This window comes from Rossellomorea oryzaecorticis, from assembly GCF_038405515.1.
Taxonomy (GTDB): domain Bacteria; phylum Bacillota; class Bacilli; order Bacillales; family Bacillaceae_B; genus Rossellomorea; species Rossellomorea oryzaecorticis_A.
In genome coordinates this window covers 64,495-77,800 of sequence record NZ_JBBYAF010000009.1, presented here as the reverse complement: position 1 = coordinate 77,800, position 13,306 = coordinate 64,495, and the positions used below count along the sequence as shown (strand labels likewise).

General features: G+C 41.3%; 12 protein-coding genes. 10 read left to right on the top strand and 2 right to left on the bottom strand.

The features are described 5' to 3' along the window. The first annotated feature begins 398 nt into the window (after positions 1-398). Both AAEO50_RS06710 and AAEO50_RS06705 read left to right on the top strand, forming a co-directional pair. Positions 399-1,688 (top strand): ATP-binding protein, encoded by a 1,290-nt coding sequence (locus tag AAEO50_RS06710; RefSeq protein ID WP_341981778.1) that lies wholly within the window; start codon positions 399-401, stop codon positions 1,686-1,688. A 160-nt stretch (positions 1,689-1,848) separates the two neighbouring features. Then, positions 1,849-2,706 (top strand): cupin domain-containing protein, encoded by an 858-nt coding sequence (locus AAEO50_RS06705; protein WP_341981774.1) that lies wholly within the window; start codon positions 1,849-1,851, stop codon positions 2,704-2,706. 212 nt (positions 2,707-2,918) lie between these two features. Here the strand turns inward: AAEO50_RS06705 and AAEO50_RS06700 are convergent, their stop codons facing one another. Then, complete coding sequence (locus tag AAEO50_RS06700; RefSeq protein ID WP_341981772.1) at positions 2,919-3,674, bottom strand: YibE/F family protein; 756 nt, start codon at positions 3,672-3,674, stop codon at positions 2,919-2,921. Further along, complete coding sequence (locus AAEO50_RS06695) at positions 3,671-4,780, bottom strand: YibE/F family protein (RefSeq protein WP_341981833.1); 1,110 nt, start codon at positions 4,778-4,780, stop codon at positions 3,671-3,673. The genes AAEO50_RS06700 and AAEO50_RS06695 overlap by 4 nt, the downstream gene beginning before the upstream one ends. 708 nt (positions 4,781-5,488) lie before the next feature. Between AAEO50_RS06695 and AAEO50_RS06690 the strand changes: the two genes are divergently transcribed. The 8 genes from AAEO50_RS06690 to AAEO50_RS06655 all read left to right on the top strand — a co-directional run bounded on the left by AAEO50_RS06690 (position 5,489) and on the right by AAEO50_RS06655 (position 13,204). Next, positions 5,489-5,773 (top strand): ATP-binding cassette domain-containing protein, encoded by a 285-nt coding sequence (locus AAEO50_RS06690; protein WP_341981770.1) that lies wholly within the window; start codon positions 5,489-5,491, stop codon positions 5,771-5,773. Then, the gene (gene abc-f, locus AAEO50_RS06685; RefSeq protein ID WP_341981768.1) at positions 5,749-7,233 is read left to right on the top strand and encodes a ribosomal protection-like ABC-F family protein; all 1,485 of its coding nucleotides are present in this window, start codon (positions 5,749-5,751) and stop codon (positions 7,231-7,233) included. The genes AAEO50_RS06690 and abc-f overlap by 25 nt, the downstream gene beginning before the upstream one ends. 15 nt (positions 7,234-7,248) lie before the next feature. Next, positions 7,249-7,404, top strand: a complete 156-nt coding sequence (locus AAEO50_RS06680; RefSeq protein ID WP_341981831.1) for a hypothetical protein — start codon at positions 7,249-7,251, stop codon at positions 7,402-7,404. A gap of 236 nt (positions 7,405-7,640) precedes the next feature. Next, positions 7,641-8,510: an STAS domain-containing protein gene (locus AAEO50_RS06675; RefSeq protein ID WP_341981766.1), complete on the top strand. Its 870-nt coding sequence runs from the start codon at positions 7,641-7,643 to the stop codon at positions 8,508-8,510. Between the two features lie 325 nt (positions 8,511-8,835). Then, positions 8,836-10,194, top strand: a complete 1,359-nt coding sequence (locus AAEO50_RS06670) for an ethanolamine ammonia-lyase subunit EutB (RefSeq protein ID WP_341981764.1) — start codon at positions 8,836-8,838, stop codon at positions 10,192-10,194. A 17-nt stretch (positions 10,195-10,211) separates the two neighbouring features. Beyond that, positions 10,212-11,066 (top strand): ethanolamine ammonia-lyase subunit EutC, encoded by an 855-nt coding sequence (gene eutC / locus AAEO50_RS06665; RefSeq protein ID WP_341981762.1) that lies wholly within the window; start codon positions 10,212-10,214, stop codon positions 11,064-11,066. Between the two features lie 138 nt (positions 11,067-11,204). Then, a complete protein-coding gene (locus tag AAEO50_RS06660; RefSeq protein ID WP_341981760.1) occupies positions 11,205-12,635 on the top strand; it encodes a sensor histidine kinase in 1,431 nt (476 codons plus the stop codon). After that, positions 12,632-13,204, top strand: coding sequence for an ANTAR domain-containing response regulator (locus tag AAEO50_RS06655; protein WP_341981758.1), 573 nt, complete (start codon positions 12,632-12,634; stop codon positions 13,202-13,204). The genes AAEO50_RS06660 and AAEO50_RS06655 overlap by 4 nt, the downstream gene beginning before the upstream one ends. Positions 13,205-13,306: the final 102 nt, after the last annotated feature.

Sequence of the window (13,306 nt, the reverse complement as noted above, 5' to 3'; positions counted from 1 at the left end):
AAACTTTATGGTTACTCCAATCAGGATTAAAATAATGATCAGAGGAAGAATGAGATATAAAGAAAATCCTGTTGTTCCAAGCATTAATATTCCTCCCAGTTATTCTTAAATAGTATGGATAGCCTCCATATTCCCTGCATTACTTTTTTTAAAACTTCGAAAATGTGATACATCAAGTATATTCTTTAAGTCCTGCACCTCCGATATTCTACGCTGCTCAATTCTCCTCATTACCCTTATAGGCATTGAAGAGAGAAGAACGCATTGATAATAGTTAAAGCCAGGGAGAAATATAATGAAACTAATTCTACTAATCTAATTAATTTTCGGTATAATATTAGTAAATAGTATCTATTTTCTGTTAATTATTTCGACTTAACATAACGGAGGCATTCCCAATGGACCATTCTGAGTTATTCAACGGTTTGCTAATTAACCTCCTTGTCATTCTGATTATTATCCTATTGGTAAACTTCTATTATCTATCGAAACAAAAAGTGTATAAGATTCACCTCAAATCTTTTTCGGTATTTATCATCAGCACAATTTTAATATTTCTTAGTGTGATGTTATCCGTCCCGCTAAAAGAGGGATTAATATATGATTTGCGATTCATCCCTTTTTTATTGGGAGGGGTTTACGGAGGTAGAAAGGTGCTGCCCTGGTTAGCAGTGACTATGATCGCGATCCGTTTCACTTTCATGGGACAGGGGATCGTATTGGCAGCTGTACTGACCATCCTTTCAAGCATCGCCATCTTCTATCTGAATCCTAAACTATCTGAAAAACCATGGGTGACGAGAGTGTGTTGGTTCACTTGCTTCTCATTCTGTTACTCTATTCTTGCTTTCTTGCTGCCCTATTTGATTTTTGGTTTCAGTGATTACTCTTCGTTTATCATTTATTCACTTACATTGACAGGCTCGACATTCTTTGTCTTTTACTTGTGTGAAATGATCCGGACCACCTATATTCTACAATTAGAATCTATTAAATATGAAAAGATGCAAGTGGTCAGTCATCTGGCTGCGAGCATGAGTCACGAGGTAAGAAACCCGTTGACGACTGTAAAGGGATTTCTACAATTGATAAATGAGAATCCATCAGATATTCGGGTCAATTCAGAACTTTCAAAAATAGCCGTCAGTGAAATCGACCGGGCAACAGAGGTCATCAATCAATATCTGAACTTTGCCAAACCTCATCCTGAAATGGATATCGATGTGAATGTTACCGGTGAAATCAAACGTTCCAAGGAAATCATCATGCCCCTTGCGACCAAAAAAGGAATCATGATGGAGACAGAGCTATTACATAACCACTTGATCAAAGGTGACCCCAATAAACTGCAGCAAGTGCTGATCAATTTGATGAAAAACGGCATTGAAGCGATGGAATCTGGGGGAGTCTTGGATATTTACAGTTATGAAAAAGGCGGCCAGCTCTTCATTGTAATCAAAGACACTGGAATCGGTATGACTAAAGAACAAGTCACGCGCCTCGGCGAACCATATTTTTCATTGAAAGGAAAGAATGGCACCGGGCTGGGGATGATGACAGTCTTTCAATTGGTCTCTGGCATGAATGGGACCGTGAAAGTCTTTAGCAAGAAAAATAAAGGAACCTCCATCATATTGTCCTTTCCTGTATCGGTCGAAGATTATGACAGGGAGATAGGAGTTATCTAATTAGAGGCCCGTCCCTCGATGCATTAATGTATTAACGCATCGAGGGACGGGCCTTGTTTATGGGTAGATGCACATTTGCTCCTTTCAGGCATAAGATATCGTGGTGAAAATTTGAAGGGAATGAGTGAAGGTGTATTATCCATTTCATAATCTTAATTATATGAATCCACATCACCCGGATGTTATGACGAGAGAACAAGAAAACCACCAGCAGGAATTGGATGTTTTACTGAATGGGATCGCAGGAAAAGCTTCGGCGGTTGATTTCTACAGCCGGCTGGCGAATGCAGCACCAGATGAAGAGCACAAAAGCCATCTTGTTCAAATTACCGAAGAAGAAAGAGCACAGTGGGCGCAGTTGACTAATCTGTATACCTCGTTGACTGGCGTTCAGCCGATGTACCAAATCGAACAGATTCCATTTTATAGCTATCAGGAAGGTCTGATAAAAGGGTATGAAGCAGAATTGGAGAGTTATGAACACTACAGGATAGGGACTTTGATTACGCAGGATCCTTCAATATATGAAGTGTTCTTGAATGCCTGCAAGGGGGAATGGGAGCATGCGAACCGTTTGAGTTTTCTTGGTAACGAAGGCGCTGAGCGTATGGATTATGGCCCGCAGCCGTTCACTTTTAATATAGACGAGGCGACAGTCAACAATAATACATTCCGCACCGCCGTCTGGACAGGGGAACATCTGCAGGTTACGTTGATGAGCATCGATGTCGGGGAGGATATCGGACTGGAAAACCATCCTGATCTTGATCAATTCCTCCGCATCGAGCAGGGGCAGGGTGTTGTACAGATGGGGAATGACCCGAATAACTTGACTTTCCAGCGAAACGTGAAGGAAGACTTTGCGATCCTGATCCCTGCCGGTACGTGGCATAACCTGACCAATACGGGCAGTGAGCCGCTGAGGCTTTACTCCATCTATGCGCCGCCGCAGCACCCGAAGGGCACCGTCCATGAGACGAAGGCGGATGCGATGGCTGCTGAGGAAGCGGAAAAATAGTCGAGGCATTCAAGCGTTTGTTGGTGATAAAAGATATAAAAAGAGAAGGTTTTCTGCTGATATCAAGCAAGAGAACCTTCTCTTTTTGGGCATTAATTATACCCTTTGCCTTTGAGGTGAAAATTCTTCAAGAATATGAGTAGAATGACATTCTTTCGGAAGTGATTTTGCACTCTCAGAGTTACAAAGCCGGCCGCTCTGTACGTCGTTTCTTATCGTTTTTTCACCAAGTAATAAGCAGTGATCCACGAAGTGACCGGGATTGCCAGGGCCACCCCGATTCCGGCAGAACCAATGAAGATCATTTCAGAACTGAATACTTTTGAATTGACGATTTCCCCGATGGAATAAGACAGGTCCTTAAACCAGATAAGAAGGGCCATATAACCTCCGAAGAAGGCAAAGAACAGCGTATTGGTACTGGTTCCGAGGATATCCCGCCCTATGCTTAATCCAGAGGCGAAAAGAGATTTTCGGCTGATCGATGGATTGTGATATGCGATTTCACGCATGGGGGAGGAAATCGAAATCGATAAATCAATGATGGCTCCGATTGTGCTCATGATAATCATAGAGGCCCCTATTTTCACAAAATCCACTCCTACAAAAAGGGAGAATGCTCCGATTTCCTCAATTTCTTCTTCGCTGAACCCCTGTATCATAGCCTTGTCGGTTAACATCAAGATGAAGAAGAGCAGGCAGCCGGTTGTTATAATCGTCGAGATGAAAGCTGTTACCGTCTTGATGTTAATTTCACTGATAAAAAATAAAGAGATGCAGCTGATAAGGATACATGCGATCAGCGTCAGGATAATCGGATTCATATTCGGGTCATTCATGAGGATGATGGCAAAAAGGAGGACCCCGAAGTTAAGAAATAAGGCAGCAAAGGACCTGGCACCTTTCTTTCCTCCGATTCCTATCATTAAGATGAAAAGAACGGCTGCCAGCCATAATTGTACAGTCATTGTCTACCCCTCTTTCGGTTCACAAAAAAGATGGAAGTATAGATGGCGATCGGGATGGTCAGTACAATACCGATTCCGCCTGTCAGGGCCCTGGCCGTCTCCAGTGAAAGATTCATGGAAAGCGTGAATCCCAATGGAGAAGCATTTTTGAAGAATAAAATGAGCATTGGGATGGCACCGCTGATATAAACAAAAAATAAAATGTTAGTCATCGTTCCCATAATATCCTTGCCGATATCAAATCCCGATTTTGTCAGTGCTTTGATGGAAATAGCGGGATCCTTTTCATATAACCCGAAGATAGACGACGATAATGTGATAGCTACATCCATTACAGCTCCCAGGCATCCTACCAGGATCCCCGCCATGAACACTATTTCATACGGACGGGTCAGGAATTGCATCTCCTCATATCGAAGACCATTCCCGGAGGTAGCCCCTACAACAATCGAGCTGATCAACAGCGTCGTGAATGTTCCAATGAGTGTGGCCACCACAGCAGCGTACGTCTTTTCATTAAAGCCATTGACAAGTAACAGGGAGATGGCGGTAAATAATATAACGCCGATACTGCTTACAACCAACAGGCTCAGCTCATCGGATTTCAGATAAACGTCCAGTGCATAAGAAAGGATAACAGCATTGACCCCAAGGGTGATAAGGGAAAACAATCCTTGCTTTTTACCGACAATCAATAAGAGAAGAATAAATACCCATGCGATGATCATCAGGTGTTTATCGCGTTTGACGTCTTCTATGTGGCCGCTCAACGCTTCTTTTCCTTCATTTTTATTATCAATTGAAACGAACAATTCGTCCCCTGGTTTATATGCCTGATCATAAGCACCGGAAATAGAATATTCATTAGTCAAACGGATAATGGATCCTTCCTGCTCCCCATTTTTCAGCTTGGCAGTGATATGCTGAGAGTGCAGCCGATCCTTATTTCCGTTCATATCCTCCATGTCCGTCGTCTCCTCAACCTTCGTATTGATCACTTCTGCAATCGGCCGATCATAGAATCCATGGTTGTGAAAAACGAAATAAAATGAAGCTGAAACACATAATGCCAGAAGGATAAATAGAAGTGATTGTTTATAATTCATCTTTTTGAATTCGGTTAATTTAGCTAACAAAACATACCTCCAGCGTACTGTATATGTAGTGGTTAATAATCACAAAATCATTCCGTATCATAAATGGGACTTAGAGCAGAGGTGTGCTGAATAATATTTATTCATTATTCCATAGAAGGGGGGAAGAATCAAAAGAAAGTTAGGGAGTGTTTGGATTAGTCGTTCAGTAGATTCTGATCAATAATAGTTGGTCGGTTTCACGTAATTAAGTAGAGGGAAGATAATTCAAACACCCAATTTACAAATTAATGAAAAAGTGAGATAATCAAGAAAATGACAAAGGGGGAAAGTAAGTTTATGGAACCAACTAATTGCTAATTATTAATTTATTTTTAAATTAATTGGATTTTATTTAGAACGACAATGCCTACTGCTGATAGGTTTATTTGTTATGTTCTTTATGGAATCAGGCAATTTAGAAGGTACTTACTTACTTTGCTCAGGTAGATCATGAATAAGATAAAGAAGCAATTTTATTAACGCGGCCTTGCATCAGACGAACGCAATGCGGAGTTTCTTTTTGCTACTTTTATTCAATGATTCAATAATCGAGTATACAAGACTGTAAGAAGGGTGATTTTCTTATGGTCTTTTTTATTTAATTTGAATAGGTAAGAAGTTCTTCTGATGCTGTCCATAAAAGCGTAACGCATAATATGGATGAAAGAAGGAATTAGTATGGTTGAATTATCATTAAATGGTGTAAAAAAATATATGGATGCCACATTGGTTTTGGAGAATATCACATTTGAGGTATTTACAGGGGAAAAGGTCGGGATCGTAGGTGTCAATGGGAGCGGGAAAAGTACCATCCTGAAATTGATTGCGGGGATCGAGCCAATGAATTATTATCCAGGCTACCCCCAAACTTCCAGCTATGGATATGACGAAGGGTTTGTGAATGTGCCGAAAGACGCTGGGTCTCGTTTCTTGAACAAATGCCCCAGTTCCTGCCAGGTCTGAAAGTCATCGATGTCTTGAATCTGGCTTTTGAAGAAGTTCACCACATAGAGAATCAGATGCGTGAAATAGAGGAAATGATGAAAAAGCTCCATGGTGATGCTCTTGAAAAGACACTCCTAAAATACAGTGATCTAGTTCAGTTGTATGAAGTAAAGGGTGGCTATGAGATTGAAGAGAAATTAGGCAGGATCTGTACCGGGCTGAAGTTTGATGAAGGATTTTTGAACAGGGATTTCGATTACTTGAGCGGCGGAGAAAAAACGACCGTCATGCTCGGGAAGCTCCTGATTCATGGTCCGGATCTTTTGCTGCTGGATGAGCCGACCAATCACCTCGATATGGAATCGATCGAATGGCTCGAGGGCTACCTGAAGAGTTATAAAGGAACCGTCCTCATAGTCTCCCATGACCGCTACTTTCTCGATCATGTTGTCATGAAAATCGTCGAAATCGAGGACATGGAATCAAAGACCTACAAAGGGAACTATTCCTCCTTTGTCAGGCAAAAAGAAGAAAATATGCGGATTCAATTCGAGCACTTCCGCGAGCAGCAAAAAAAGATCGGCAGCATGGAAAAGCAGGTCAACAATCTAAGGGACTGGGCGCTTCGAGCCGATAATAATAAATTTTTTAGAAGAGCTGCCAGCATTCAGAAGAAGATTGATAAATTGGAACGGATTGACAAACCGGTATTTGAGAGAAAGAATATGAGGCTTAATTTTAACGATGCCGAGCGGTCCGGAAATAAAACGATCAATGCTGTAAGATTGTCGAAGAGTTATCATAACAAAGTGATTTTTGAAGGTGCCGACCTAATGATTCATTTCAGTGAAAGAGTCGGGATGATCGGATCCAATGGAAGCGGAAAGACGACATTCCTGAAGATGCTTCTTGGAGAAGAGCAGGCAGATCAGGGAGTCGTTGAAAGAGGTGCCAATGTGAAACACGCTTATCTGCCACAAAAGCTTAATTTTATTAATGAAGAGTTGACCGTGCTAGAAGCTTTTAGGGAAGGTATCTCGATTTTAGAAGGAAAAGCACGTGAGTACTTGGCGAAATTCATGTTTTATAAAGGCAGTGTCTTTAAAAAAGTGAAACATCTGTCAGGTGGGGAACGAATAAGGCTAAAGCTTGCCATGCTTATGTTTCAGGATATCAATTTATTGATTCTTGATGAGCCTACGAACCACCTGGATATTGAATCAATTGAAACTTTGGAAGAAGCACTCGAGGAATTCAAAGGAACGATTCTCTTCATCTCCCACGATCGTTATTTTATCAATAAGATGAGTGAGAGGGTAGTAGCGATTGAGAATCATGGCTTTAAAAGCTACACTGGAAATTACGATGATTATCGAGAGGAAGTCGAGAAAACAAAGAATAGGCCGTTAATCAAAAAGCCTGTTGAAAAGGTTATGAAGCCGCAAAAAAAGGTTGTTGATCCTAAGAAGGAAGAATAAAAAGTCTTGGCGAAGGTGGAAGCGCTTGAGAATGATATCATTCAACTGGAAGAAGCAATGGGCGGTGGTGGGATGGAACATGAGGAACTCGACAAGCTGTATAGAAGGAAGCGGGAGTTGAGTGAAGAACTTGAGTCAACCATGGAGGTTTGGCTGAAGTTTGCTGAGTGAATGTCAAGGGAAGACGGGACATCGTTTCTGTCCTTCCCTGTCCACAGAGGAAAAAAGTGATATGGGGACCGGACTTTTAGCAGTTGAAAGACAATGCTGCATCTTTCACACTAACAGAACTGTACGGAAAAAGGACAAAGTTTCCAAAATTGTGATATTCAACGCGACCACTCATGAGCTATATACGTTATGATAGAAATAACCAAAAAATTCTAAATGAAACGAGAGGATCGCGGATGAATACTAAAAACGATGAATTATATGAATTTATCTTGCAAAACACGGATGATCTGACCAACACTTGGTTTAAATCTAAAAAAGCTTCAATCGGCAGTATCTATTCAGAAAGTGTACCAATTACCATTGAAGAGAAGCTTCGTGCACAGAACAAAAAATTCATCATGTCGATCGCACAAATATTTAATCATCGTGATGATGAAAAAAAGTATGAAGCGATTAAACAATGGGCAAATGAGGTGGCCAGAGACCGAGTCTTAACGAATACTCCTCTAAGTGAAATAATCCATCAATTTAAATTGTTCAGACAAATTTACTGGAATAAAATCAATGGATTCACTCAAACGGATCCTTCAGGTATATCTCCGGCCCACCTGTTAGAATGGTCGAATCAGTTCAATTTTGCTTTTGATTCCGTGATCGAGGAATTTGTCATAACCTATACAGATTTCCATCAAGCCACTGTTGCAGCACAAAAAGAAGTGATCATGGAACTGAGCTCACCTGTCATCAAATTGACTCATTCGATCGCTGTCCTGCCTTTGATCGGCAATATCGATACTCATAGAGCAAAATCATTGATAGAATCAAGTCTGGAACAATGCCAGAAGAAAGGCATTGAGTGCCTGGTGATCGATATTTCTGGTGTGGCGATTGTTGATACCATGGTAGCAAATCAAATCTTCTTGCTGGTTTCTTCTTTAGATTTAATCGGCGTGAAAAGCATCATTACCGGTATGAGACCGGAAGTTGCACAGACAGCTACCCAGCTGGGACTCGATTTTTCAAAGATTGCCATTTACTCTAATTTGGAAAGAGCGATTGAAGATATTAAGGGGATTTTTGAAAGTTCATATGACATCAAATAATCGCATGTTTGATTAATATATGAATTTATAGTTGGTTAAAACATTGTAATTAGAAAAACAAGAAATTTCAGTGTGCGAAAACAAGAGGGACAGAAGTAGAGTAGAATCCAGTAAATTCCTTTTAAAAATATCTTTTTTTTCTGAAAACTAATTGCTATAATGTTCATACAAGTGAAAAATGATTGGTGAAGGCGCCATAATAGATGAACCAGCTTGGTTGATTTATTATGGGGCTTTTTTTGTTTTCATTAGTCCTTTGTTGTAAACGCTTTCTTATAGAAGTTTTGAAAATGGATCTTACTAACGAAAGGTGGGAGGAACACATATGTATACATGTTCAGTCAAGAATGTACGATTTCAATTTCGTTCTGTTAGCGAGGTTTTGGCAAAAGCGAGTGAGGAGAAGTCGGGAGATACTATGGCAAAAATCGCCGCTGAGTCTTATCTGGAAAGGATGGCAGCAAAAGTCGTCTTGAGTGAGATGCAGCTGAAAGACATTTATGAAAATCCGGTAATTCCATATGAAAAAGATGAGATTACGAGGATCATTTATGATGATATAAACCACTTCATTTATAAAGAAATTTCGGCGTGGACCGTCGGTGAGCTTCGCGATTACATCCTAGCTCATAATACAGGTACCCCTGATTTATTCCGGCTAAGTAAAGGGTTGACTAGTGAGATGATTTCCGCGGTGGCGAAACTGATGTCAAGCATCGATTTGGTGATGGCCTCGCAGAAGATCAGACCGGCTGCACACTGCAATACGACCATCGGAGAAGCAGGCCGCCTGGCATTTCGCTGTCAGCCGAATCATCCAACGGATAATCCAGAGGGAATCCTGGCCTCTATGAAAGAAGGGCTGTCCTATGGATCGGGAGATGCAGTGATTGGTGTGAACCCTAATAACGATTCAGTTGAATCGGTTTCGAAGATTTTACACATGACGCATGATTTTATGCAAAAGTGGAAGATTCCAACCCAAAACTGTGTACTTGCCCATATTACCACCCAAATGAAGTCACTGGAGAGGGGAGCTCCGATTGCGCTGATGTTCCAAAGTCTTGCAGGTACTCAAGAAGCAAATGATGATTTCGGAGTATCGAAGGAAATTCTGGACGAAGCCTTTGAGATGATGGCTAAATACGGTACTTCTACAGGACCCAATCAGCTTTATTTCGAAACGGGGCAAGGGTCTGAAGTGTCTCTTGATGCCCATTCGGGAATCGACATGCAGACACTGGAGGCACGGACTTACGGGTATGCCCGGCACTGGAAGCCATTCATGGTGAATAATGTATCAGGATTTATCGGGCCTGAAACACTTTATGACGGAAGGCAAGTGATTCGCGCTGACCTTGAGGATCTTTTCATGGGTAAATTACACGGATTGCCGATGGGGATTGCTCCTACCTACACGAATCATATGCAAATGGATCAAAACGATCAGGAAATCGGCGGGATGCTGACAGCACTTGCCGGGGCTAACTTTTACATGGGGGTGCCTGGAGGAGACGATGTCATGCTAAGCTATCAGGATACAAGTTACCACGATGATGCAAGCCTGCGGGAAATGCTGGGTCTTCGTCCATTGGCTGAATTCGAAGTCTGGCTTGAGAAGATGGGTATCATGGAAAATGGCAGATTGACAGAGCGTGCAGGAGATCTATCTATATTTAAATAGAAAGGAGGGGAATGAATATGGATATCCAAACGATTGTAAAACAGGTACTCGAAGAATTGGAGAAAGCTGAACAAAAGAAGACGCCGTCTCAAGCGAGTGTTGATAAACAAGTCGGCAAGGACTACATGTATGAAAAACAAAAGTTGGTAAGGGTAGATAATCCTTCAGATCATGAGGTGGTTGAGAAAGCCCGGGCCATTACTCCCGCGAGAATTGGGATCGGACGGACAGGGACCAGGATGAAGACGAAGGAGTACCTAGACTTCCGCATTGACCATGCCGCGGCACAGGATGCGGTATTTAAAGGAGTTAAGGAAGAATTCCTGAAAGAAATGAAGCTGCCTGTCCTTCAGTCCAAATCTGAATCGATGGATGAATATTTAATGAATTTGGACAGCGGACGCCAGCTTGATGAGAGCTCAAGAAAATGGGCAGAGGAAAACCTTTCAAAAAATAAGCAAGTGCAAATCATCGTTTCCGATGGACTCAGCTCGTCGGGGATAGAAGAGAATATCCCGGATTTACTTCCTGCACTGGTTCAGGGTTTGAAAGGGAAAAATATTACGCTTGGAGAAACGGTCTTTATAAAAATGAGCCGTGTGTGGATACAGGATGAAATTGCCTCCGTCACCAATTGCGATGTGGTGATTTCATTGATTGGTGAGAGACCTGGTCTTGCTACCTCGAAGAGTATCAGTGCATATCTTATTTATCGTCCCGGTGAAGATACGGTCGAGGCAGATCGGACGGTCATTTCTAATATACATGAAGGGGGGATCCCCCCTGTGGAAGCAGGTGCTTACCTGGCTGATTTGCTGGAAGATGTATTGCAAAATGAGGCAAGTGGAGTGAAATATGCAAAGCTTAAATGAGTAAATAATTGATAGAAAAAAGTTACTAATCTAGTATCTGTTGACCTATTTTATTATTTCTTTCCATTGACAACCCTAAAAAAAGAGAAATATAATGTTCTATATTCAGAATTTTCTGTATGGACAGGGGTTTTATACATGGCAAACAATTCACTGGAATATTTATGCGGTATGCATACGGATCTATCCAAGGTTGATATAAGAAAAATCCAGGAAATAGCAGCAAACCTTCCGTTAATGGCTGACTTGAATAAAGCACATGTATTTGTGGATTGCCTTACAAAAGAAGGAATGCATGCAATTGTAGTAGCAGAAGCTGCACCAACAACATCGAGATCGATTTATAAAAATACCGTTGCAGGAAAGTTCGTCTATGAACCATTTGAGCCTTCCGTCTTATATACGTTAAGAACGGGTCAGCCCGTGTTTCATAACCGGGCGATCACACAGGAAGGGAAAACGGTTGAACAAAGTGTCGTCCCGATTAGAGGAATAAATGATAACGTCATTGGTACCCTGATTATGGAAAAGGATATAAGCGAACAGCTTCAGCGTCAGCGAAAATTGGAAGCGTTATCAGAGGCTACGGAAGCATTGAGTGAAATTCTCATAAGTGCGAGTGAGAGTCATCCGATCATTCCTGAAGTAATTGAAGAATCCCTATTCTTTATTGAGAAGGATAGCAAAATATTGTACAGCAATTCTGCTGCTTCCAATATGATTCAGGAGCTCGGGATGGGGGAATGTATCGCAGGTGATTACTTGGTTCAATATTTTCCGGAGATAAAGGAAATCCTGCATTCATCTGAAGAATTACTCGTAAAAGAAATTAAATTCTACAGCAATGTCTTTAAGGTTAAGAAAATACAGCTCGGACAGTCTGATCGACCGAACGGAACATTTATCATCTTTAAGAACATTACAGAGCTAAGAGAGAAAGAAAGAGAATTGATAGTAAAATCAGTTGCAATCCGGGAAATTCATCATCGTGTCAAAAACAATCTGCAAACAGTCGCAAGCCTGCTGAGATTACAAATGAGAAGAGGCCTCCCAGAAGAAAGTAAAGTACATTTTGTCGAAAGCCTGAATCGTATTTCAAGCATTGCATCCGTATATGAAATTATTTTGGCAAATTCGAGTGTGGACGATGTTGATCTTTATAGTTTGATTGAGAAGATCGGGAATATGCTGGTGTCAGAAACAGAGGAGCAAAAGAAGATCTCAATCTCGTATTCCGGCCCGCAATTACTGATTAAATCGAATAAAGCTGTGTCGGTGGCCTTAATATTAAATGAATTGATTCAAAATTGCATGAAGCATGCCTTCAAAATCATGAATGAAGGTGAGATTGATGTGGTCTTCCAGCGAAAAGCGGAGAATTTGGAGGTTCAGGTCATTGATAACGGTTCAGGTCTTTCTCCGGACTACAAGTCTTCACTCGGCCTGGATATTGTACAAATGATGATCGAGCATGACTTGTCAGGGCAATTCCAAATTGAACGAACCCAGACTTCCGGAACAGCGGCCTTAGTCAAATTTCCGTTAGAAAGGGAGGAGGCTCTTGTATGAGTAAACGAATCATGATCGTTGAAGATGAGTCGATCGTTCGGCTTGACGTTTCCATGATGCTTGAGGATGCCGGCTATGAAGTCATCGCCCAGGTTGGAGATGGTGAAACTGCTATTGAAAAAGCTTTTTCATTACATCCTGATTTGATTATCATGGATATCAAAATGCCGAAATTAAATGGCTTGAAGGCTAGTGAAATCATTTCAAAACGTACGAGTATTCCAATCTTGCTTCTCACTGCATACAGCCAGCGGGAATACATTGATAAAGCAAAGCAGGCGAATATCATGGGCTATCTTGTAAAGCCGGTGAAAGAATCCAGCCTGATACCGGCTGTTGAAATCGCCTTGCAGCAAGCAGAGAATGCCAATGCCTTCCGGCGGAAGGTAGAAGATATGAAAGAAGAGCTGTCGGGGAGGAAAATGATTGAAAAGGCAAAAGGGCTGATCATGGAAAAGTTCCATGTTCCTGAAAATACAGCCTACAACAAGATGCGAAAAATCAGCATGGATAAGCAGGTAACCATGGAAATGGTCGCAAAGAAGGTCCTCCATAAATATAAGAGTTAAGCATTTTAACAAGTGAATAAAAAAAAGCGATGGTGCTAATGCGGTTTTTGGTCCATGAAACCGTAAGGCACCTTTTTGCTTTTTTTTAGATATATTCATGAA

What these genes read in the sequence shown, in the direction of transcription:
- AAEO50_RS06700 (WP_341981772.1), bottom strand. Translation starts at nt 3,674, where the DNA reads ATGACTGTACAATTATGGCTGGCAGCCGTTCTTTTCATCTTAATGATA.
- AAEO50_RS06675 (WP_341981766.1), top strand. Translation starts at nt 7,641, where the DNA reads ATGAATACTAAAAACGATGAATTATATGAATTTATCTTGCAAAACACG.
- eutC (WP_341981762.1), top strand. Translation starts at nt 10,212, where the DNA reads ATGGATATCCAAACGATTGTAAAACAGGTACTCGAAGAATTGGAGAAA.
- AAEO50_RS06690 (WP_341981770.1), top strand. Translation starts at nt 5,489, where the DNA reads ATGGTTGAATTATCATTAAATGGTGTAAAAAAATATATGGATGCCACA.
- AAEO50_RS06695 (WP_341981833.1), bottom strand. Translation starts at nt 4,780, where the DNA reads ATGAATTATAAACAATCACTTCTATTTATCCTTCTGGCATTATGTGTT.
- AAEO50_RS06710 (WP_341981778.1), top strand. Translation starts at nt 399, where the DNA reads ATGGACCATTCTGAGTTATTCAACGGTTTGCTAATTAACCTCCTTGTC.
- abc-f (WP_341981768.1), top strand. Translation starts at nt 5,749, where the DNA reads ATGCCCCAGTTCCTGCCAGGTCTGAAAGTCATCGATGTCTTGAATCTG.
- AAEO50_RS06705 (WP_341981774.1), top strand. Translation starts at nt 1,849, where the DNA reads ATGAATCCACATCACCCGGATGTTATGACGAGAGAACAAGAAAACCAC.
- AAEO50_RS06670 (WP_341981764.1), top strand. Translation starts at nt 8,836, where the DNA reads ATGTATACATGTTCAGTCAAGAATGTACGATTTCAATTTCGTTCTGTT.
- AAEO50_RS06655 (WP_341981758.1), top strand. Translation starts at nt 12,632, where the DNA reads ATGAGTAAACGAATCATGATCGTTGAAGATGAGTCGATCGTTCGGCTT.
- AAEO50_RS06660 (WP_341981760.1), top strand. Translation starts at nt 11,205, where the DNA reads ATGGCAAACAATTCACTGGAATATTTATGCGGTATGCATACGGATCTA.